The following is a 20605-nucleotide window of genomic DNA, read 5'->3' as shown; positions in this document are numbered from 1 at the left end:
CCTCGGTGACTCCAGCTATCGATATCGAGCACCGGGATAAGTACCCCCAAACTACCGACCTCCGCAGTCCTTAGAAATTACATTTTTGTCGATCAGTATTGTCACAATCGTCAAAGCAATATTCAAACCTCGATCGTCTGGCCTGCAACCAACCAACGAACGTCATGCGGGCGGTGCGGAATGCCAACAGTGCAGTCGAGTTGCGTTATCTCGTCCATGATGAGCGATGTCTCCGAAGGCTTCGTGTGCGTGATGTAAACGGGATAGCGCTCCGTGCCCGGTATGAGCGCCAGTTCCTGCGCCAGAGTCTCGGGCGAGAGATGCATGCTGCGGCGAGCCAGATCACGTTCGCGGTTACTGAAGGCGGTTTCGATTACCAGGCAAGCTACCGGCAGTGCATTGACGCGGCTCCAGAACGCAGGATTACGCTCTGTATCACCACTGAACACCCACCAACCGGTGTCGCCCTGCACTGCAAAGCCTACGGCTGGTACGGCGTGGTGGGCGGATAGCACCTCAATTTGGGTGCCAGCTATGCTCAGCACATCACCGGTGACAAAAGTTCGATACTGCAAAAACGGGGATGCGGTAGAAGGTATGGCGCTGAAATCTGGCCAGATGACGTTGTTGAACACATGCGTCTGCAACGCCGCGATGGTGGCAGCCAGGGCGTGCACCCGAACCGGGCGACGGCGCAGGGACGACACCGCGTCGAGCATCAGGGGCAGTGCGGCGATGTGATCCAGGTGGGAATGGGTCAGCAGCACATGGTCAATCTTGGCCATCTCTTCCAGCGTGAGGTCGCCCACACCAGTTCCCGCATCGAGCAAGATGCTGTCACCGATCAAGAACGATGTCGTGCGACAGTCCTTGGCGATAGCGCCGGAACACCCCAGCACGCGAACCTTCATGTCGAGCCTTCTACTTGGTGTCGAAATTGGTGGCGCTATCCCAATCCGGGTTGAAAGGCAAATTACGCAGGCCTTCGACCCGTGCCGCGTACAACTCGTACAGGATGCTGTGGGGTCTAAGACCTCGCAACTGCCCCATCAGTTTGTCGCATTGTGCCCATTCTTGTGCTGCGTAGGCACGCAGAAAACCCTCCCACACAGCCAGTTCTTCACCGAGATCGGTGGGTAGTTGCCCTCGGGGGGCGAGGGGCTGGTAGATCGGCACGGCCTGCGCCTTGCCCTTGACGCGCACGCGGTCCATGGCCTGCCATACAAACTGAGGGGCGAGCTGCATGGCAGATTCGCTCACCACGATCGAAGTACCGTAGTGCTTGGACAGTCCCTCCAGGCGAGAGCCAAGGTTGACCGCATCGCCGATGACCGTATAGCTGCGCCGGATGTCAGAGCCCATGTCACCCACGCACATGACCCCGGTGTTGAGCCCAATGCCCACCCCGATCTCGGGCAAACCGCGCTGGCGATGATTGGCGTTGATTTGCCCAATGGCCAGCGACATTTCCAGGGCCGCAGTCACTGCCAGTTGCGCATGATCAGGCGTGGCTACTGGAGCCCCCCAAAAAGCCATAACGCAGTCGCCCATGTATTTGTCAATCGTTCCCCGGTGGCTGCGGATGATGTGGGTGAGCTTGCTGAACACCTCATTCAACAAGCCTTGCAATTGCAGCGGTTCCATCCGTTCAGACATTGCGGTGAAGCCGCGCATGTCGCAGAACATCACCGTCAGCTCCCGGTTGGTGGCCTGCATGCTGTAGTGCTCAGGCTGCTTGACCATCTCGGCCACCAGCTCTGGCGGCACATAGGCGCTAAACAGCGCTGCGAGCTCGCGCTTGGACCGGCTCTCCACAAAGTAGCCATACGCCATGTTGAGGGCAAAGGCCAGCATAGCCATCACCACCGCAGTGGCGAGCGGCAACGCCAGCCCCTGCGCGATGTACATCCACAGATTGAGTCCTACCAGCGCACAAAGCACACCACCACTGAGCAAGACCGCAGACGATGCTGACAAGAGGGGCAAGGCAACTGCCAATAGCAAACCCGCGCACAGCAGCTGCAGCACATCAAAGCCAGCGGCATAGTCCGGCCGAACGATGCTCTTGCCATCCAGGAATGCCGACAACACGTTGGCATGGGTCTCCACGCCTGGGTACGTCCTGCCCACCGGCGTCACACGCAAATCCAGCAAACCAGGTGCTGTCGAGCCTACCAGCACCAATTGGTCCTTGAGTTGACCAGCCGGCAGCAAGCCATCCAGAACGTCCGACGCCGAGATATACCGAAAGGAACCACCCTTGGCATCGCCCGGCCCACGGTAGGGAATGAGCGTGGCCAACTGCTGGTCCACGGGGAGCGCCAGCGTGCGACCATCTTGGCGCAGCACGATGCTTTGGAGCACATCATGCGTCCCGGACGGCTTGGAATTCACAAAGCCCGGGTGAATCTCTGGCAGACCGATGGCGGTGCGGAACATGGCCAATGCCAGCGATTCGTAATACTGCCCCTGGTACTCTGCCAACAGGGGAAGGGAACGAACAACTCCGTCCTCGTCCGTGATCGAGTTGAAGAAGCCTGCAGCAGGTGCCGCCTGGGTCAGGGACTCAATGTTGCTGCTGTACCCACGCCAAGTAGTCGCCCCCAGAGGCAAGCCCCGCAAGCGCTCCACGGGCAGGGCGGGTTCTGGCAACATGCCTTTCGTGATGCCGTCGCGGTCTTCGCCCGAAAGGTAGTAACCCAGCACCACTGGCTGCCCGTGCAGAGACTGCGCAAAAAGAGCGTCATGGTCCAGTGAGGGCGCTAGACGTTCCAGTTGCTCCTTAAAGCCCGGCTGGCTGCGTAAAGGGCCCTGCGCCAGTTGTTGCAGCGTAGAGAGGCCCGAACTTTCATCGGCCTCGGCAAACAGAACGTCAAACCCCACCACGGCCACTTGTTGGCGCTCAAACAGCTCATGCACCAACGCAGCCATCTTGTCCCTGCGCCAGGGCCATTGCCCCACGCGGCCCAGGCTCTTCTCGTCGATATCGACGATGACGATCCGCTCGTCCAGCGTTCGTGGCATGGTCACCCGCAAGCGGGTGTCGTAGATGATGTTGTCCAGTCGCTCCAACACCTGCAGGTGGAGCACATCGGCCACGTGCAGCAACGCAAAAACCAGCGGTATCAGCGTGACTGCGATGCGTTGCCAGCGTCGGAGGAACAGCTGCGACAAGGACTGCAACATAGGTCCACGCGCAGGAATAGGAGTGTCCAGTCAGCAAGGGCCCGCAGCGATGATGCGAGCCTTTTGCAGAGTGTCAGCTTTGCTCGAACTGCATCTCGGTGCCCGCCAGCTCCAGGCGATCACCGTGCTTCAGAGGAACCGGCGATGCACCAATGGCAGCGCCGTTGAGCAGCGGCATGTCCGGTCCTTCGACATGGGCCAAGACAAAACCCTGGTGCCGCTTGGTGATGGAAGCCACAGCCACACCCGGCTTTCCAATCGTGGTGACCACCTTCTGCAGCGACACTTCACGCCCCGCAGCAGCACCGGACATGACCCGAATCACGGCCGAAATCGGGGCTGGCGCGGGCGCGGGCGCGGCCGGAGCGGGCCTGGCAGCGGCGACCGCAGGCGGCACCATTCCGGGCTTGAAGATCATGGTCTTCTCAAAGTTCTGCCCTTCGGCGTCCTGGAGGAACCGAATCTTGTACTTGCCCACTTCCACTGTATCGCCATTGCGCAACTCCTGGCGCTTGACGGCCTTGGCGTTCACATAAGTGCCGTTGGTGCTGCCCAGGTCTTCAATCTCCACATCCTGTCCCACCATATGGAGCACGGCATGCTCACCGCTCACCGCAAGGTTGTCGATCACGATGTCGTTGTAGGGGCGCCGGCCCAGCGTGGTCCGCTCCTTGGTCAGCTGCACTTCCTTGATGACAACGCCGTCGATTGAAACGATCATTCTCGGCATGATCCACTCCTGATGTGATGAATTGTTGTAGTTCGGGCCGTTCAAGAGGCCCCTAGCAATCGGGACATGAGGCCACGCTTCTTGCCCCCAGCGGCAGCCTGCACCAGCAGCACGCTCACGTTATCACGACCTCCGTTGGCGTTGGCGGTGTCTATGAGCAGTGTCGCTTTTTCCTCCAAAGGCATGGGCGCCCGCACAAGCTCCGCCAGATCCGAATCGGACACCATGTCGGTGAGCCCATCGGAACAGAGCAGAAACAGATCATTCGGCGCCACCTGAAACTCGTTGACTTCCATCAGCACATTGGGCTCCACACCCAAGGCCCGAGTCACCAGATTGCGATTGGAAGACATGGCCGCCTGCTGCGCCGTCAGCAGCCCCGCATCGACCTGTTCCTGCAACCAGGAATGGTCGCGCGTGATTTGCTGCAAAGCACCATCACGCAGACGGTAACAGCGCGAATCGCCAATATGTCCAAGGATAAGGCGGCTGCCGTGGAACACGGCAACCACCAGCGTCGTACCCATGCCCGCGTACTGCGGATTGGAGAGAGATGCACCCAGAATGGCGTGATTGGCGTTTTCCACGCAGATTTCCAGCGCCCGGCGCACGTCCGTGGACTGGGGACTCGCGCCGGCTTGGGCCAACCAGCGGGCCATTTCGGTACGGATGAAGGTGGTGGCCATGCCACTGGCCACTTCGCCCGCGTTGTAGCCGCCCATGCCATCGGCCAATATCGCGACCTGCGCATCGCGGTCAACGGCTACCGCGTCTTCGTTGTTGGAACGCACGCGGCCCTTGTCGGTCCGCGCAGTGAATTCGTAGGTCATGGATGTGGGGGCGTGCGTCATGGGGCGCCCGAAATCGGCGGGGCTGCCGCACCCCGCACAGCGGGGGGCTCCATCACGGTTTCCTGAAAATCCGCCATTTCTTGCCCTGTTGCATCGCGGTCCGCATCATAGACGACTGGTTCAGGGCTGAATCGGGCATCGCCGGCCATGGCCTGCCGCAGATCCGCCGCGAACTGCCGCCCGGTCTGATAACGCGTCTCTGGCCGCTTTTGCAACGACAGCGCCACCACCCTGGCCACTGCGGCTGAGAGTTCGGGGCGCAGCTGGCGCACATCGGGCGCCTCCACGCTCGCGATCTTGTGCATCAGCTCGGTCATGGACGCGCCCCGCAGCGGCAGCGTGCCCGTCAACAACTGGAAGAGGGTGATGCCCAGCGAATAAAGGTCGGAGCGCCCATCTACTTTCTTTCCCGCCAGTTGCTCCGGAGACATGAAGCTGGGTGTTCCCAGAACCAGCCCCGTACGGGTCTTGCTCGAATCCGTGATGCGGGCAATACCGAAGTCCGTCACTTTGACCGCGTCTGTCCCGCTGTCAAACATGATGTTGGCGGGCTTGATATCGCGGTGCACCACATTGTGGGCATGGGCATAGTCCAGCGCATCGGCCACCCTGGCTGCAATGGAGAGCACGGTGGGGACCGGCAGCAGCCGGTCCTGGCCACAGACATGGGTCAGGTCCTGACCCTTGAGGAACTCCATGGCGATATAGGCCAAGTCATGCTCCTCACCAGCATCAAAAATGGTGACGATGTTCGGATGCTGTAATCGGCCTGCAGTTTCGGCCTCTCGGAAAAACCGTGCGCGCGCATCGATCAGGGCGTCACCTTCGAACTCCTGCCCCAAGGCCAGAGTCTTGATGGCTACGACGCGGCCGATCTTCGGGTCGCGCCCCAGATACACCACTCCCATGGCGCCTTTGCCAATTTCGCGATCAATCTGGTAGCGCCCCAACATGGGCACGCCGACACTCGCATCGCCTGGCAGGCGGGGTGCTGCAGCGCCGGCACCCGGCAAAGAGTCTGTGGCGCCCTGCGGAGCTTGCGCGCCACCTTGTGCCTGAGCCTTGGCACGCTTGTAGCGGCTGCGGGCGTCCTTGTAGTGCCGGTCATGGCGCAGGATATGTTCGTAGACCGTCTGCGCCTTGCCGAAGTAGCGCTTGCGCTCGAAATCCTCCGCCAGATGGTAGAGATTGTCCAGAAGCGCGTCGCTGGCAGGTACCTTGCGCAGGCGCTCAAAGGCCATATCCAGTTGTCCCTGGCCCTGCAGGGCCAAGCCCATCATGCGGTCCGCCTCGGCGGCTTCTGCGGAACGTCCGGAGGCGTCACTCAGCCGGCCACGGTGCAAAAGCACCACCACGGTAGTACCAGCCAATACAGCCAGCACTGGCAGCAACAACGGAACCCACAACCCCCCATAGCGCAAAAGGGTCCATTGGGCGATGACAACAGTGAGCACGAGCGCCGCGCCGACCCCCATCCCGACGGGGCGCGCCAAACGCGGCGCCAACAGCACCAGATACACCCCCCCCAGCGCCAACACCAGCCAAGCGACCGGACTAGCCCAGCCTGGCTCTGTCACGCCCAGCCCGAGGCGAATGGATGACAAGGTTTGCGCCAAAACCTCCACCGGATAGGCAGCATGCTCCCCCAGCTGCGCCGCTGGGGCGCCCAGCTTCTCCGCCATTTCGCCCACCAACACGATCTTGCCCTGCAAGCTACCGGCGGCGACGGTTCCATCGAGCACGCTGGCAGCCGACAGAATACGGAAGGTGCCCGCTCCATCGCCAGCCACTTGCCAGCGGGGACGCAGCACGGCGCCTGCATTGGTGGCAACGTTCAGCCCTCCGAGCCGCAGCCCCGCAGGCGCATCGACCACGCGGATATCACCCAACCCCAGATGCAGGCTGTGTTGCGCCGCCAGCAACGCCAAGGACGGCACCCCCACGCTGTCGTAGCGAAGAAGCAGTGGAACCTGGCGCACACGCCCATCCCGGTCCGCCTCTGCATACAAATGCCCCACCCCAGCCGCCACCGCGCCCAAAGACGGGATGGGGTGCTGCGCCGACTGCATCGGCGTTATAGCAGCACCCGGGTCGGGTAGCGTGCTGCGACGCACGTACGATGGCAGGGGCGCAGCAGCCCCGCCACTTTCATAATACGAAGCCAGGAGCACGTTGCCCGCCCGCTGTATGGCGGCTGCCAGAAGCGCATCGCCGTCGAGTACAGCTTCTGCCTCACCCACCACACGGCCGAGCTCGGCCGTCAGTGCGGTTCCCTCAGGCCCAGCGGCAAGGGTTTCGCGGATTTTTCTCAGGTAACCCAAGCCCCTGTCGTTCTGGGGCTGTGTGAGTGGGGGGGTGTAAACAACGGTTTGTGCGCCAGCCGATGACAGGCGATCAACCAGGCGCGCATGGATGTCACGCGACCAGGGCCACGGCCCCAGAGCGGCCATGCTGGCATCGTCGATGCCCACAATCACCACGTCGGCCAACGGGGCGGGGGACGAGGTGCGGATGGCGGCGTCGTAGAGCTCGTGTTCGAGCGACAACGAAGCGCCCGTGACCGCGCACAGGCCCGCTACGGCCAGTGCCACCAATCCGCCCCAAAAGCCATCGGTACGCCATCCATCCATCCGCCGCGCCGAGGTTTTTCGTCCCACTTGCTGTTATTCCACTCAGTATTGGGTGGGTTTGAAGCAATAACTGCGCCCATGCAATCCAAGGGCCTCAGGACCGTTGAAAAGAGTAGATTCGGAGCGAGTGGGCAGCGGAGGTGGCGTTAGGTGTCGTTCTTGTCACGCAACCCCAAGACGGGACACGAGCGCCATGCCATTTTTGTCACTCGCTGGCCTCAAAGAGGGGTTGCACCTCCGTGCAAGCCCCCGGGTTGCAACCCTCAGGTCGCGGATGCGCTGTTGGATCCCTTGCGCCAGAACTTGCCTACGCCCACCACCAGCGCGGCGCCCAGTGCGGCCGCTACATAGTGCAACGCTGGGTGCGCCACTGCGTAGTCATGCAAGATGGCATCGCTGGCGATGGTTTCTCCACCCACCCAGCCGATCAGCGCGGCGCCGAGCACCACAATGACAGGGAAACGCTCCATGAGCTTGATCATGAGGGTGCTGCCGAAAATCACCAGCGGGATACTGATGGCCAAGCCCAACACCAGCAGCACCACGTTGCCCTGGGCCGCAGCCGCCACAGCGATCACGTTGTCCAGGCTCATCACCAAGTCGGCGATGAGGATGGTGCGGACGGCGGCCATCAGGCTGCCATAGGTTTTGGACTCGCCCTCGTCCTCCTCATCGTCGCTGAGCAGCTGAAAGCCGATCCACAGCAGCAGACAACCGCCCACGATCTGCAGAAACGACAGCTCCAGCAGCTTGGCAGCCACAACGGTTAGCAAAATCCGCAAGACCACGGCGGCGCCGGAGCCCCAGAACACGGCTTTCTTTTGCTGATGGGGGGGAAGGGACCGGGCTGCCAGCGCAATGACCACCGCGTTGTCACCCGACAAGATGATGTTGATCCAGACGATCTTCACCAGGCCGATCCAAAAATCGGCGCTTTGCAGAAACTCCATGACTGACTCCACTGTTATGAATGCAAGAAGCGCCCGGAACCGGGGTTCCGAGCGCTTCTCTTTTTGTAGGAGCCGCCAGTCTAGCGGTCTGTGCCGCGCCCCGCGTCCGTAATTGTGCTTACGGGCGGGACGGCGACAGCCCGCTTACTTCAGCTGGGCCTTGAGCAGCTTGCCCAGTTCCGAAGGGTTGCGGGTGATGATGAAACCCGACTCTTCCATGATGGCCAGCTTGGCATCGGCCGTGTCGGCGCCGCCAGAGATCAGGGCGCCCGCGTGGCCCATGCGCTTGCCGGGAGGGGCGGTCACGCCAGCGATGAAACCGACGATGGGCTTCTTCATGTTGGCCTTGCACCACTGGGCGGCTTCGGCTTCGTCAGGACCGCCGATTTCGCCGATCATGATCACGGCATCGGTGTCTGGATCGTCGTTGAATGCCTTCATCACGTCGATGTGCTTGAGGCCGTTGATGGGGTCGCCACCAATGCCCACGGCGCTCGATTGACCCAGACCGACTTCGGTCAGCATGGCCACGGCTTCGTACGTCAGCGTGCCCGAGCGGGACACCACGCCGATACGGCCCTTGCGGTGGATGTGGCCGGGCATGATGCCGATCTTGATTTCGTCAGGCGTGATCAGGCCAGGGCAGTTGGGGCCCAGCAGCAGCGTCTTCTTGCCGCCAGCGGCTTCCTTGGCCTTCATCTTGTTGCGCACCATCAGCATATCCTTGACCGGAATGCCTTCGGTGATGCAGATGGCCATGTCCAGGTCGGCTTCAACAGCTTCCCAGATCGCGTCCGCAGCGCCTGCGGGCGGCACATAGATCACCGACACGGTGGCACCGGTCTGCTGGGCGGCTTCCTTGACGGAGGCGTAGATCGGGATGTTGAAGATCGACTCGCCCGCCTTCTTGGGGTTCACCCCCGCCACGAAGCAGTTCTTGCCATTCGCGTATTCCTGGCACTTTTCGGTGTGGAACTGGCCAGTCTTGCCCGTGATGCCCTGGGTGATGACCTTGGTGTCTTTGTTGATGTAGATCGACATGTGTGTTCTCCGGGCTTACTTGACGGCAGCAACGATCTTGGTCGCAGCTTCGGCCATGGTGTCTGCGGCAATGATGGGCAGGCCAGACTCGGCCAGCATCTTCTTGCCGAGCTCTTCGTTCGTGCCCTTCATGCGCACGACCAGCGGCACGTTCAGGTTCACAGCCTTGCAAGCGGTGATCACGCCGGTGGCGATGGTGTCGCACTTCATGATGCCGCCGAAGATGTTGACCAGAATGCCTTCGACCTTGGGGTTCTTCAGCATGATCTTGAAGGCTTCAGTCACCTTCTCGGGGGTGGCACCGCCGCCCACGTCCAGGAAGTTGGCCGGCTCGCCGCCGAACAGCTTGATGGTGTCCATGGTGGCCATGGCCAGGCCGGCGCCGTTCACCAGGCAGCCGATGTTCCCGTCGAGGCTGATGTAGGCCAGGTCGAACTTGGAGGCTTCCACTTCGGCTGGATCCTCTTCGTCCAGGTCACGGAAGGCCACGATTTCGGGGTGGCGGAACAGCGCGTTGGCGTCAAAGTTGAACTTCGCGTCCAGGGCCATCAGGTTGCCCTTGGAGTCGCAGTTCAGTGGGTTGATCTCCACCAGCGACGCATCGGTTTCCATGTAGCACTTGTAGATCTTGGCGAAGATGTCTACGGCTTGGTCGATGGAAGCGCCGGTCAGGCCGATGGCGGCTGCCACCTTGCGGCTCTGCGCTTCGGTGATGCCGGTCAGTGGGTCGATCATCTCGGTGACGATCTTCTCCGGTGTGGAGTGGGCCACTTCCTCGATGTCCATGCCGCCTTCGCTCGAAGCGATCAGGGCGACCTTCTGCGTGGCGCGGTCGGTGACCAGCGAGACGTACAGTTCGTTCTTGATGTCAGCGCCGTCTTCGATGTACAGGCGGCGGACCTTCTGGCCCTCAGCGCCGGTCTGGTGGGTGACCAGCTGCATGCCCAGGATTTCGCTGGCGCGTGCTTTCACGTCGTCGATGGTCTTGGCAACCTTCACGCCGCCGCCCTTGCCACGGCCACCGGCGTGGATCTGGGCCTTGACCACCCACACGGGGCCGCCGAGCTTCTGGGCTGCTTCCACGGCTTCTTGCACCGTGAATGCGGGAATGCCACGCGGAACGGGCACACCAAAATTGCGCAAGATTTCCTTGCCTTGGTATTCGTGAATCTTCATGAGGTCTCTCTCAGGGAAGGGTGGTAGTTACCCGTCTACCATGAACAGATGTCTGGCCGCGGGCTTGGGACATGGCAACCCGCGACTGTATCATGCTGCAACGCACCATCCTTGTGCCTGACTTACACCCTGGGTGGGCCTGGCGGCCTTCCCGCCCCCACTTCTATCCGGCAGACGCTGCCATCTTTTTGCAGGAGCACCCCTCATGTCCAAAGTCTTTATTGATGGCGAAGCCGGTACCACGGGCCTGCAGATCCGCGAGCGCCTGCAGGCCATGCCGCAGATCGAACTGGTCAGCATCGCGCCCGAGCTGCGCAAGGACCCGGCCGCCAAGCGCGACCTGATCGCGGGGGTGGACCTGGTGGTGCTGTGCCTGCACGACGACGCTGCGCGCGACACCGTGGCGATGGTGGACGAGATCGAGCGCAGCTCGGGCCGCAAGGTCAAGGTGATCGATGCCAGCACGGCGCACCGCACGGCCGATGGTTGGGTGTACGGGTTTCCGGAACTCGCGGCAGCACAGACACAAGCGGTGCGCGACGCCACCCGCGTCTCCAATCCCGGCTGCTACGCCACGGGCGCGATTGCCATGCTGCGCCCGCTGGTCGATGCGGGCCTGATCCCGGCGGACTACCCTTTGAGCCTGCCTTCGGTCTCGGGCTACTCCGGCGGCGGCCGCACCATGATCGAAGCCTACGAGGCGGGCACAGCAGCGCCGTATGAGGCCTATGCGCTGGGCCTGTCGCACAAGCACATCCCCGAAATCTTGCGCTACACCGGGCTCACACGCCGCCCGGTGTTCATCCCCGCCGTGGGCAACTTCCGCCAAGGCATGCTGGTGCAGTTGCCGCTGCACCTGGACCTGCTGCCCGGAGCCCCCAGGGCCAGCGAACTGCACGACGTGCTGACCAGCCACTACAGCCGCACCAACACGCCAGAACAATGGGTCAGCGTGCTGCCCCCCACCGACGATTTGAAGCTGGCCGCCGACACGCTGACCGACACCAACAAGCTGGAGCTGCGCGTGTTTGCCAACGAGCAGTACCGGCAGGCCGTGGTCATCGCGCGCCTGGACAACCTGGGCAAGGGCGCCAGTGGCGCTGCAGTGCAGAACCTGCAATTGATGCTGGGCGTGTAAACACCTCAGAGCGCGTCAGGAAGCGGGGCCGATGCCCCGCTTGTTGGCGTTGCAGTCAGCCCTCGTCAGACGCATCGGCGCCCAGCACCGCGCGCCGCGCCACATCGCCTGAGAACCCCCGTACCAGCAAAAACCGCATGTGCTTGGCGCGGGTTTGCGGGTCTGCGGCGGGTTCGCCAAACTTGCGGCGCCACACCTCGCGGGCACGCTCCAGTTCGCTGCCCTGCAGCTGGGCCACTGCTTGCTGCACAGCCTCTGCGCCCAGCCCCTTGGACTGCAGCTCCTGCCGGATGCGCGAAGCACCCAGACGCCCTGCGCGCCGGTGCAACACCGACTCCACCACCCGTGCCTCGCTGATGAAGTCCCGGGCCTGCAGGTCGTCCAGCACGGCGTTCAGGTCTTCGCCCTCCTGCACATGGGGCGCGAGCTTGCGCTGCAGCTCGGCGCGCGAATGCTCCCGCTGGCTCAGCAGCCGCAGCGCACGGCCCTTGAGCGAGAGCGCAGTGAATCCCATGATTGACCAAATGCTATATTTTCAATAGCTACAGACGCACATGATATGAGCTCCTGCGGGCTATTTAGCTTCAAAAACCGAAAATCACTCGTCTGCAGCCGCTGCTGGGGCCTGCAGTGCGCCAGGCAGCAGCGCAATGCCCAGGCCTTCGCGCACCTTGTTCTCGATCTCGCGGGCCAGGTCGGGGTTTTCGCGCAAGAACTCACGCGCGTTGTCACGGCCCTGGCCGATCTTTTCGCCGTTGTAGGCGTACCAGGCACCGCTCTTTTCCACGATCTTGGCCGTCACGCCCATGTCGATGATCTCGCCCTCGCGGCTGATGCCCTCGCCGAACAGGATGTCGAACTCGGCCGTCTTGAAGGGCGGGCTCACCTTGTTCTTGACCACCTTGACCTTGGTCTCGTTGCCGATGGCTTCGTCGCCCTTCTTGATCGTGCCGGTGCGACGGATGTCGAGGCGCACCGACGCGTAGAACTTGAGCGCATTGCCGCCGGTCGTCGTTTCGGGCGAGCCGAACATCACGCCGATCTTCATACGGATCTGGTTGATGAAGATGACCATGCAGTTGGTCTTCTTGATCGTGGCGGTGAGCTTGCGCAGCGCCTGGCTCATCAGGCGGGCTTGCAGACCGGGCAGGGCGTCGCCCATCTCGCCTTCGATTTCGGCCTTGGGCGTGAGCGCAGCCACCGAGTCCACCACGATCAGGTCCACGGCGCCGGAGCGCACCAGGCTGTCCACGATTTCCAGCGCCTGCTCGCCGGTGTCGGGCTGGCTGATCAGCAGGTCGGACAGCTGCACACCCAGCTTCTGGGCGTACTGCACATCCAGGGCGTGCTCTGCGTCGACAAACGCGCAGGTGCCGCCTTGCTTTTGCATCTCGGCAATCACCTGCAGCGTGAGCGTGGTCTTGCCCGACGATTCCGGGCCATAGATTTCGACCACACGGCCACGGGGCAGGCCGCCCACGCCCAGCGCAATGTCCAGGCCCAGCGAGCCGGTGGAGACGACCTGGATGTCCTCGATCACCTCGCCTTCACCGAGGCGCATGATCGTGCCCTTGCCGAATTGCTTCTCGATCTGGGCGAGCGCGGCGGCCAGAGCCTTGGCCTTTTCCGTGTTCACGGGCAATGCGGGGTTAGTGCCTTTGACTGCGACGTCCATGAGAAACTCCTTGAAAAACAACAGGTTGGATGCTTGCATTGCTCTGCGGTTAATCACAGGCTGGATGCTTGAACAGTAGTTTATGCGAGCAATGAAATCCAGATAAAGCGATTTTTAGTCAGTTTGCCTGACAATATCGGATGCCCGATTTTTCTCCAGCCGCCCCCCTTGCCACGCCCGCCCCGTTGCCTGACGACCGCTGGCGCCAGACCCACCTGGGCCGCCTGATGGGCAGCGCCCTGCGCCGCTTCGACGCGCGGGTACTGCAGCTCATGGCGCGCAATGTGGAGGTGCCGCTGGCGCTGTCCAACCTGGCGGCACGCGACCAGGTGACGGCTGCACACGTGCACATCACCCGGCACCTGGCCTTGCAGGGCGACCGGTTGACCGATCTGGCCCAACGCGCGGGCATGACCAAGCAGGCCATGGCCAACCTGGTGGACCAGTGCGAGGCATGGGGGCTGGTCACTCGCGAGGCCGACCCGCTGGATGCGCGGGCGCGCCGCGTGTGCTTCACGCCCACCGGCCTGGCGTGGCTGCAAGCGTTCCGGGATGCCGTGGCGCAGGCCGAGGCGGAGTTCCGCACCGAGGTGGGCCATGACGTGGCCACCGTGGTGGCCATTGGGCTGGAGGCCTATGCGGGCGGCGATACGGGTGCGTGAGCCCCCATCGGCTCGGCGCACGCCAGCAGCCATTCCCTGAAGCACTGCAGCGCGTGCAGCTGCGTGCGGCCTTCGGGGTAGCAGAACCAGTAGCCAACATCACTCCGGTAACCGCCGCGCAGGTCGGCATCGGGCAGGGGCTCGCGCACCAGGCCTGCCGTGATTTCATCCTGCACCAAGCAACGCGGCACCAGCGCCAGTCCCATGCCCGCCATCACGGCGCGGATCATGGTCTGGAACTGGTCGAACTGCGGCCCGGCCAGCGGGTCGATGAGGCCCTCCACACCGTGCGTCTCGCTCCAGCGCAACCACGCCTCGGGCACGGTCACGTGGCGCAGCAGCGTGTAGCGGGCCACATCGCGCGGGGTGTGGATGGGCCAGTCGGCCACCTTGGTGCGAGGGGCGATCAGCGCCACCTCGTTGCCCGTGATGTGGTGGGCGTGCGCGCCGGGCCAGTGGCCGTCGCCGAACAGGATGGCGCAGTCCAGCTCGGGGCGGGTGAAGTCGTAGCTGTGCACATAGGGCACAAAGTGCAGCGTGATTTGCGGGTGCTGTTGCTGGAACTGCGGCAGGCGTGGGATGAGCCATTTGGCCGCAAACGTGGGCAGGCTGGACAGGTGCAGCGCCCCCCCACCGTCATCGCTGGTGATCAGCTCCAGCGTGGCGGCCTCCAGCTGCGCCAGCACGCCACGCACCGCCTTTTCGTAGCGCTCGCCGGCGGGGGTGAGCGCCAGGCGCTTGCGGCTGCGCTCGAACAGCGGCACGCCCACCCAGGTCTCCAGTTCCTTGACCTGTTTGCTGACCGCGCTTTGGGTGAGGTGCAGGGCCTCGGCCGCGCGGGACACCCCGCCGAACCGCGTCACCGTGGAAAAAGCCCGCAGCAGGTGAACAGGTGGCGAGAGGCGGCGAAGAGATGACATAGTAAGTAATCAAATCATTCCAAATAGGAATGTTATCAGGCATATCCATTGCTTGGTAGAGCGCATTGAATCCTTTAACCTCAATGCAACCCATAGGAGAAACGCCCATGCAACGCCGTCACCTGCTCTCAGCACTGGCCGCCGTATCTTTCGCTCCCGGAATGTCTTTGGCGCAAGAGGGCAAGCCCCTGCGCATCATCGTTCCGTTCCCGCCCGGGGGCGCCACGGACATCACGGCCCGCAGCCTGCAAGAGTCGCTGGCGCGCATCCTCAAGCAGCCCGTGGTGCTGGAAAACCGGGGCGGCGCAGGCGGCTCCATCGGCATGGCCGAAGTCGCCCGCGCGCCGGCAGACGGCCTCACCCTGGGCGTGGCCACGCTGTCCACCCATGGCGTGAATCCCGCCGTGTACACCAAGCTGCCCTACCACCCGACCAAGGACTTCATCGGCGTGACCGAGATCGTCAAGGCCCCGGGCGTCATCGTGATCAACCCGGCCGTGGTGCCCGTCAAGGACTTTGCGGAGCTGGTGAAGTACCTCAAGGCCAACCCCGGCAAGGTGTCCTACGCCACTCCCGGCAACGGCACCATCGGCCACATGTGGGGCGAGCTGTTCAAGAGCAGCACCGGCACCTCCATGGTGCACATCCCCTACCGTGGTGCAGGCCCGGCCATCAACGACGTGCTGGCGGGCCAGGTGGCGGTGTACTTTGACCAGGTGGCTTCGTCGCTCCCGCACGTCAAATCGGGCAAGCTCAAGGCGCTGGCGGTGTCGTGGCCCGAGCGGCTGGATGTGTTGCCCGATGTGCCCACCTACGCCGAGCTGGGCTACAAGCAGGCCAACGAGCCTTCATGGTTTGGTCTGGTGGCCCCTGCGGGCACGCCCCCGGCGGCGGCAGAGCGCATCCAGCAAGCCGTCGCCCAGGCCCTGAAGGAGCCCGCCGTGCGCGAGCGCCTGGCAGGCCAGGGCCTCTACCCCTCGGGCACCACACCCAAGGAATTCACGGCCCAGATCGCCAGCGAGATCGACAAGATGAAGCGCGTGGCGGCCTACGCCAAGGTGGTGCTCGATTGACCTGATTCCCCCGGGCCCTGGGCCCGGGGACGGCCACAGCTGGGATGGTGAGACGACGCAGGCAAGCCTGCTTCCCGGGCCTGCTCAAGGTCTCAGGGATAACCATAGTCACATCCCGGTCTGGGCGGCTAGGCCAGCCGCCCTCCTTTGCGCACACTCTGCCTATGCACGCAGCCTTGAAACTGATCCACCACCGCTTCCAGCAAGCCCAGCCCGGCGTCACCGGCTCGCCGGGACTTGCCACACAACCTGCCACCGCCACCGTCACTGCGGTGCCCGGCAGCACACCACTGGTGCTCGACTCCCCCCACAGCGGCACCCGGTACCCCGACGACTTTGGTTCCGCCCTCAACCTCGCCACGCTGCGCCGGGCCGAAGACACGCACGTCGAAAAGATCTACGCCTTTGCCCCCGCGCTCGGCGTGGCCTGGGTCGAGGCCCACTTCCCCCGCATCTACCTGGACGCCAACCGCGATACGACCGAGCTGGACACCAGCCTGCTCGATGGCGACTGGCCCGACCCCATCTCCACCGACCCCAAGGTGCTCAGCAAGGTGCGCCTGGGCAAGGGGCTGATCTGGAAGTTCACCGACCAGGGCGAACCCATCTACCAGCGCCAGCTCACTGTGGCCGAGGTGCGTGCGCGCATCGACCGCTGCTGGCGCCCGTACCACGCCGCCGTGGCCCAGGCCATCGATGCCGCCCATGCGCGCCACGGCTACAGCATCCACCTCAACTGCCACTCCATGCCCGCCGTGGCCGGGCGCTTTGCCACCGAGTTTCCGGGGCTGGAGCATGCCGACTTTGTGGTGGGCGACCGCGATGGCACCACCGCCAGCCCTGCGCTGTCGGCACTGATCTGCGAGCACCTGCGCGCATGCGGCTACAGCGTCGAATACAACCACCCCTACAAGGGCGTGGAGCTGGTGCGCCGCTACGGCAACCCCGCGCAGCACCGCCACAGCATCCAGGTCGAGATCAACCGCAAGCTCTACATGGACGAGCAGACGCTCGCCCAGATGCCCGATGGCATGGCGCGGCTGCAGGCCGACCTGAAAGCCCTGGTGCAAAGGCTGCTGGCACACGATCCGCGCTGAACACCCGGCGCAGGCCCGGCAGGTTCAGGCCACCAGCCTGGAGACCCCTTCGTAGAGCAGGCCCATGCTCTCTGCCGTGGCGATGTTGCTGTGGGCCAGGCCCGCGCGCGAACCGTTGAGTGCGACCACCGACATGGCCTGAAAGCCCGCGTCCTGGCCGTTGTGCAGCAACCAGCCCGTGCCGTGCGCAGCATGCACCAGCCAACCCAGGCCATAGCGGCCTGCGGAGGCGTGCCCCAGGTCCTGCAGGCCCTTCACGTAGCTGCGCGGCAAGGGGGTGGCTTCGCCGCGCAATGCCCGCAGATGCCACTGCAGCCACCGTGCGTCCTCCTCCACCGTCAGGCTCACGGCGCCTGCCGGGTCCAAGACCTCCAGCCACACACGTTCCGGCGCCTCGGCCAGCGGCAGGGGCTGCAGCCGCCCGTCCAGGATTTCATGCCCGGCGGGCTGCTGGCTGCCCGCACGCATCGGCTCTCCCACAAAGAGCGAAAGGCCCAGTGGCTGGGCCACGCGCTGGCGCAGCAGATCCGCCCACCCCAAGCCCGTGGCCGCGCGCAGCATGCGGGCCGCCAGCGCATAGCCTGCATTGGAGTAGGCAAAGCCAGGGTCCGCGCCCGTCCCGCGAACGGGCGGCTGGCGCAGCAGCCATTGCAGGAAGAACGCCTCCGCCTCCGCAGGTTGCTGCCAGCGCGCCAGCACCTCGGGGCCCACTGCATTCACGAACAGGTCCACGTCTTCGATGGCTGAAAAACCCATCACCCCGGCGCGATGGTCCAGCAGGTCGCGCAGCGTGATCTGCTGGTAGGCGGGCAAGGCGCTCTGCGCCAGCTCGGGCAGCGTCTGGGCCAGCGTGCTGTCCCAGCGCAGCAGGCCCTGGTCCACCACACTCGCGGCCGCGCATGCCGTCATGGCCTTGGTGTTGGAGCCGATGGCCATCAGGTCGCCGGAGGCCAGGGGCGCATTGCCACCCAGGCGGCGCAGCCCCGCGGCGGCTGTGCGGACCTGGCGCGGGTCCGCCCACCCGGCTGCGGCTCCCACCACACCCTGCTTCACCAGCCCTTGGGCCAGAGTCTGCACCCGCTTGTGGGCTTCGCGGGGGCCGTCGTCGTCGCCCCCACCGCAGGCGGTGAGCACAATGCCCAGCGTGGACAGACCTGCGGCGGCCAGCCAGTGGCGGCGCGAGAGGAGGAGGGCGCTGCGCGCCGTGGAAGGGGTAACAAGGTGGGTAGGGTTCATGGCATCTCGTGAAGTGAAGAAGATGCCGGGATTGTTGAAACGCGAACCTTGGGCGAACCCAAAGATCTGCGCTGGGCGTGGAGCTGCCGGGTGGGGATTGTCAGCCCGCCACCGGCCAGCGCAGCGTGAAGCCTACGCCCCGCCCGTACAGCCCCGGCCCCAGGCGGACCTGCCCGCCCAGGTGGCCGATGGCCTGCTGCGCAATGGTGAGCCCCAGGCCCGATCCGCTGCTGCGCGCGCGTGGCGAGCGCCAGAAACGCTCGAACACCCGGTCCTGCTCACCGGCCGCTATGCCCGGGCCGTCGTCGGCAATCCAGACCACCACGTCGCCGCCCTCCTGCCGCACCCGCAACTGCACCTCGCGCCCCGCGCCCGGGCCGCAGCCGTGCTTGAGCGCGTTGTCCAGCACATTGCCCAGGGCGGACCAGAGCAGCTGTCGGTCCAACGGCAGCTCCAGGGTGTCCGGGCCGTCCAGCGACAGCTCCACGCCCAGGCCCTCGGCCCAGCCCGCGCGCTCTGCCAGGCAGTCCTGCAGCAGCGCCATCAGGTCCTGGGGCGCGGTGGGGTGCTGCGCGGGGGCTTCCTCCAGTGCCGCCAGCGTGAGCAGCTGTTCGCTCAGGTGCGCGGCGCGCTGCACAGCGCGCGTCAGCGCCTCGCTGGCCTGCGCGCGTGCGGGGCCTTCGGGGGCTTGCGCCAGCACATGGGCCTGGGTGGCGATGACGGCCATGGGCGTGCGCAGTTCGTGGGCCGCGTCGTGCACCAGGGCCTTTTCGCGCGCCAGGTGGGCCCGCAGGCGGGCCAGCAGCTGGTCGAACGACTGGGCCAGGCCGTGCAGCTCGCGCTGGGGCGGAAGGTGCTGCAGCGGCCGCAGGTCGTTGGCCGAGCGCGCGGCGATCTGGGCATCCAGCCGCGCCAGCGGGCGCAGCCCGGTGCGCACGGCCAGCCACAGCGGCAGGCCCACCAGCGGCAGCGCCAGCAGCACCGAGGCCGCCAGGTCTTCGCCCATGAAGCCCAGCAGCCGCGCATCGGCCAGGCGGGGCTCGGCCACCACCACGCGCCAGGGGCCCGTGCTTTCCCAGGCCACCCAATGGGGTGTGCCGGCCACGTCCATCGCGGCATGGCCCGCGTCGCCTGCCAGCACCACCGCGCGCACACCGGCCGTGCTGCTATGCAGAAGCTGGCCTGTGCGGTCCTGCAGCTGCAGCAGCACCGAGGTGCCCTGCAGCAGGTCCACATCGGCGCGCATGGCGTTGAGGGTGTGGGCCATGCCGTGCACCAGCGCGCGGGCCTCGGCGGGTTGCTCCAGCGTGGCCAGCGCCCCTGCCAGCCCCTGCGCGAGCTGGCGCACGCCGGGGTTGGTGTCCATGGCGCGGTAGTGGGTGATGGCCGCCTGGCCCAGCAGCACCAGCCACACCAACGCCATGGCCGCGAGCAGCGCCAGCAGGGTGCGGCGCATGAGGCTCGGGCCCCACCAGCCGCGTGGGGGCGCGGGGGTCTCGGTAGGTGGTGTCATGGCTGCAGCCGGTAGCCCACGCCACGCACCGTGACCACGCGCTCTGCGCCGATCTTCTTGCGCAGGTTGGAGACATGCACCTCCAGTGTGGCGGCATCCAGCGCGTCGCCCAGGGGTTCGAGCCGCTGGGCAAGCACGTTCTTGGCCACCACCTTGCCGGGTTCGCGCGCCAGCTCCACCAGCAGCCGGAACTCGCGCGGTGACAGCGCCAGGGGCTCGTCGTCCACCCAGGCCTCGTGCCGCCGGGGCGCCAGGCGCAGCGCGCCCAGCGTCCACTCCTCGCTGGCCTGGCGCGCACTGCGCCGCAACACGGCGTGCAAGCGCGACAGCAGCTCGGGCACATCGAAGGGCTTGAGCACGTAGTCGTCGGCACCGCCGTCCAGGCCGTCAAGCCGGTCCTGCAAGGCGGTGCGGGCCGTGATCACGATCACCGGCAGGCTGAGGCCCGCGCGGCGCCAGCGACGCAGCAACGCCATGCCCTGACCGTCGGGCAGGGTCAGGTCCAGCAGCACGGCGGCGACCTCGTTGGCGTCGGGCAGGGGCGGCGTGGCGGCCACGCTGCGCAGCCATTGCACAGTGAATCCGCCCTGCTGCAGGGCTTGCTGCAGGGCCTGGCCCAGGTCCAGGTCGTCTTCGATGAGCAGGATGTGCATGGCCGCCATTTTCCGTGTCCCAAGCTTGCAGCCAGCCAAAGGCGCCGGGCAGGGAGCTGGCGCCTAAAATCCTC

Annotated in this window: 18 protein-coding genes; 4 read left to right on the top strand and 14 right to left on the bottom strand. The window is 64.8% G+C overall.

The genetic code is table 11. The features are described 5' to 3' along the window. Positions 1 to 122: 122 nt before the first annotated feature. The 8 genes from ATF69_RS08425 to sucC all read right to left on the bottom strand — a co-directional run bounded on the left by ATF69_RS08425 (position 123) and on the right by sucC (position 10564). A complete protein-coding gene (locus tag ATF69_RS08425; RefSeq protein ID WP_146870571.1) occupies positions 123 to 911 on the bottom strand; it encodes an MBL fold metallo-hydrolase in 789 nt (262 codons plus the stop codon). A 10-nt stretch (positions 912 to 921) separates the two neighbouring features. Next, positions 922 to 3186, bottom strand: a complete 2265-nt coding sequence (locus tag ATF69_RS08420) for a CHASE2 domain-containing protein (protein ID WP_146870570.1) — start codon at positions 3184 to 3186, stop codon at positions 922 to 924. 73 nt (positions 3187 to 3259) lie between these two features. Next, positions 3260 to 3916, bottom strand: a complete 657-nt coding sequence (locus ATF69_RS08415; protein WP_146870569.1) for an FHA domain-containing protein — start codon at positions 3914 to 3916, stop codon at positions 3260 to 3262. A 41-nt stretch (positions 3917 to 3957) separates the two neighbouring features. Further along, positions 3958 to 4746, bottom strand: coding sequence for a Stp1/IreP family PP2C-type Ser/Thr phosphatase (locus ATF69_RS08410; RefSeq protein WP_116748326.1), 789 nt, complete (start codon positions 4744 to 4746; stop codon positions 3958 to 3960). A gap of 17 nt (positions 4747 to 4763) precedes the next feature. Next, positions 4764 to 7424, bottom strand: coding sequence for a CHASE2 domain-containing serine/threonine-protein kinase (locus ATF69_RS08405; RefSeq protein ID WP_146870568.1), 2661 nt, complete (start codon positions 7422 to 7424; stop codon positions 4764 to 4766). Positions 7425 to 7660: 236 nt separating this feature from the next. Further along, the gene (locus ATF69_RS08400; protein ID WP_056056608.1) at positions 7661 to 8347 is read right to left on the bottom strand and encodes a TerC family protein; all 687 of its coding nucleotides are present in this window, start codon (positions 8345 to 8347) and stop codon (positions 7661 to 7663) included. A 144-nt stretch (positions 8348 to 8491) separates the two neighbouring features. Beyond that, entirely contained in the window at positions 8492 to 9388 is an 897-nt protein-coding gene (gene sucD / locus ATF69_RS08395) for a succinate--CoA ligase subunit alpha (RefSeq protein WP_056056609.1), read from the bottom strand. 15 nt (positions 9389 to 9403) lie between these two features. After that, on the bottom strand, positions 9404 to 10564 hold the full coding sequence (gene sucC / locus ATF69_RS08390) for an ADP-forming succinate--CoA ligase subunit beta (protein WP_146870567.1): 1161 nt from the start codon (positions 10562 to 10564) through the stop codon (positions 9404 to 9406). 205 nt (positions 10565 to 10769) lie between these two features. Between sucC and argC the strand changes: the two genes are divergently transcribed. Then, complete coding sequence (argC, locus tag ATF69_RS08385; RefSeq protein ID WP_146870566.1) at positions 10770 to 11702, top strand: N-acetyl-gamma-glutamyl-phosphate reductase; 933 nt, start codon at positions 10770 to 10772, stop codon at positions 11700 to 11702. Positions 11703 to 11757: 55 nt separating this feature from the next. Here the strand turns inward: argC and recX are convergent, their stop codons facing one another. After that, a complete protein-coding gene (recX, locus tag ATF69_RS08380) occupies positions 11758 to 12216 on the bottom strand; it encodes a recombination regulator RecX (RefSeq protein WP_146870565.1) in 459 nt (152 codons plus the stop codon). Between the two features lie 84 nt (positions 12217 to 12300). After that, a complete protein-coding gene (gene recA, locus ATF69_RS08375; RefSeq protein WP_056057577.1) occupies positions 12301 to 13377 on the bottom strand; it encodes a recombinase RecA in 1077 nt (358 codons plus the stop codon). A gap of 140 nt (positions 13378 to 13517) precedes the next feature. Here recA and ATF69_RS08370 point away from each other — a divergent pair, with 140 nt between their 5' ends. Next, positions 13518 to 14039: a MarR family winged helix-turn-helix transcriptional regulator gene (locus ATF69_RS08370; RefSeq protein WP_146870564.1), complete on the top strand. Its 522-nt coding sequence runs from the start codon at positions 13518 to 13520 to the stop codon at positions 14037 to 14039. On the opposite strand, the gene ATF69_RS08365 is transcribed toward ATF69_RS08370, so the two are convergent. Next, positions 14012 to 14959 (bottom strand): LysR substrate-binding domain-containing protein, encoded by a 948-nt coding sequence (locus ATF69_RS08365; RefSeq protein WP_146870563.1) that lies wholly within the window; start codon positions 14957 to 14959, stop codon positions 14012 to 14014. The genes ATF69_RS08370 and ATF69_RS08365 overlap by 28 nt on opposite strands. A 107-nt stretch (positions 14960 to 15066) precedes the next feature. Here ATF69_RS08365 and ATF69_RS08360 point away from each other — a divergent pair, with 107 nt between their 5' ends. Next, on the top strand, positions 15067 to 16032 hold the full coding sequence (locus ATF69_RS08360) for a tripartite tricarboxylate transporter substrate binding protein BugE (RefSeq protein WP_056057580.1): 966 nt from the start codon (positions 15067 to 15069) through the stop codon (positions 16030 to 16032). A 164-nt stretch (positions 16033 to 16196) separates the two neighbouring features. Next, a complete protein-coding gene (locus tag ATF69_RS08355; protein WP_146870562.1) occupies positions 16197 to 17129 on the top strand; it encodes an N-formylglutamate amidohydrolase in 933 nt (310 codons plus the stop codon). Between the two features lie 24 nt (positions 17130 to 17153). Here the strand turns inward: ATF69_RS08355 and ATF69_RS08350 are convergent, their stop codons facing one another. The 3 genes from ATF69_RS08350 to ATF69_RS08340 form a co-directional block, all read right to left on the bottom strand. Then, positions 17154 to 18365: a serine hydrolase domain-containing protein gene (locus tag ATF69_RS08350; protein ID WP_146870561.1), complete on the bottom strand. Its 1212-nt coding sequence runs from the start codon at positions 18363 to 18365 to the stop codon at positions 17154 to 17156. A gap of 100 nt (positions 18366 to 18465) precedes the next feature. Then, positions 18466 to 19878 (bottom strand): sensor histidine kinase, encoded by a 1413-nt coding sequence (locus ATF69_RS08345; RefSeq protein WP_244303678.1) that lies wholly within the window; start codon positions 19876 to 19878, stop codon positions 18466 to 18468. Then, positions 19875 to 20531, bottom strand: a complete 657-nt coding sequence (locus ATF69_RS08340) for a response regulator (protein ID WP_146870560.1) — start codon at positions 20529 to 20531, stop codon at positions 19875 to 19877. Before ATF69_RS08340 ends, ATF69_RS08345 begins: the two co-directional genes overlap by 4 nt. Between the last annotated feature and the right edge of the window lie 74 nt (positions 20532 to 20605).

The sequence above is a fragment of the Acidovorax delafieldii genome (assembly GCF_007993815.1).
GTDB classification, from domain to species: Bacteria; Pseudomonadota; Gammaproteobacteria; order Burkholderiales; family Burkholderiaceae_C; genus Acidovorax; species Acidovorax delafieldii.
The sequence above is the reverse complement of the archived record's forward strand: the minus strand, read 5'-3'. Positions and strand labels throughout refer to the sequence as shown.

What these genes read in the sequence shown, in the direction of transcription:
- ATF69_RS08425 (WP_146870571.1), bottom strand. Translation starts at nt 911, where the DNA reads ATGAAGGTTCGCGTGCTGGGGTGTTCCGGCGCTATCGCCAAGGACTGT.
- ATF69_RS08420 (WP_146870570.1), bottom strand. Translation starts at nt 3,186, where the DNA reads ATGTTGCAGTCCTTGTCGCAGCTGTTCCTCCGACGCTGGCAACGCATC.
- ATF69_RS08415 (WP_146870569.1), bottom strand. Translation starts at nt 3,916, where the DNA reads ATGCCGAGAATGATCGTTTCAATCGACGGCGTTGTCATCAAGGAAGTG.
- ATF69_RS08410 (WP_116748326.1), bottom strand. Translation starts at nt 4,746, where the DNA reads ATGACCTACGAATTCACTGCGCGGACCGACAAGGGCCGCGTGCGTTCC.
- ATF69_RS08400 (WP_056056608.1), bottom strand. Translation starts at nt 8,347, where the DNA reads ATGGAGTTTCTGCAAAGCGCCGATTTTTGGATCGGCCTGGTGAAGATC.
- sucD (WP_056056609.1), bottom strand. Translation starts at nt 9,388, where the DNA reads ATGTCGATCTACATCAACAAAGACACCAAGGTCATCACCCAGGGCATC.
- sucC (WP_146870567.1), bottom strand. Translation starts at nt 10,564, where the DNA reads ATGAAGATTCACGAATACCAAGGCAAGGAAATCTTGCGCAATTTTGGT.
- argC (WP_146870566.1), top strand. Translation starts at nt 10,770, where the DNA reads ATGTCCAAAGTCTTTATTGATGGCGAAGCCGGTACCACGGGCCTGCAG.
- recX (WP_146870565.1), bottom strand. Translation starts at nt 12,216, where the DNA reads ATGGGATTCACTGCGCTCTCGCTCAAGGGCCGTGCGCTGCGGCTGCTG.
- recA (WP_056057577.1), bottom strand. Translation starts at nt 13,377, where the DNA reads ATGGACGTCGCAGTCAAAGGCACTAACCCCGCATTGCCCGTGAACACG.
- ATF69_RS08370 (WP_146870564.1), top strand. Translation starts at nt 13,518, where the DNA reads ATGCCCGATTTTTCTCCAGCCGCCCCCCTTGCCACGCCCGCCCCGTTG.
- ATF69_RS08365 (WP_146870563.1), bottom strand. Translation starts at nt 14,959, where the DNA reads ATGTCATCTCTTCGCCGCCTCTCGCCACCTGTTCACCTGCTGCGGGCT.
- ATF69_RS08360 (WP_056057580.1), top strand. Translation starts at nt 15,067, where the DNA reads ATGCAACGCCGTCACCTGCTCTCAGCACTGGCCGCCGTATCTTTCGCT.
- ATF69_RS08355 (WP_146870562.1), top strand. Translation starts at nt 16,197, where the DNA reads ATGCACGCAGCCTTGAAACTGATCCACCACCGCTTCCAGCAAGCCCAG.
- ATF69_RS08350 (WP_146870561.1), bottom strand. Translation starts at nt 18,365, where the DNA reads ATGAACCCTACCCACCTTGTTACCCCTTCCACGGCGCGCAGCGCCCTC.
- ATF69_RS08345 (WP_244303678.1), bottom strand. Translation starts at nt 19,878, where the DNA reads ATGACACCACCTACCGAGACCCCCGCGCCCCCACGCGGCTGGTGGGGC.
- ATF69_RS08340 (WP_146870560.1), bottom strand. Translation starts at nt 20,531, where the DNA reads ATGCACATCCTGCTCATCGAAGACGACCTGGACCTGGGCCAGGCCCTG.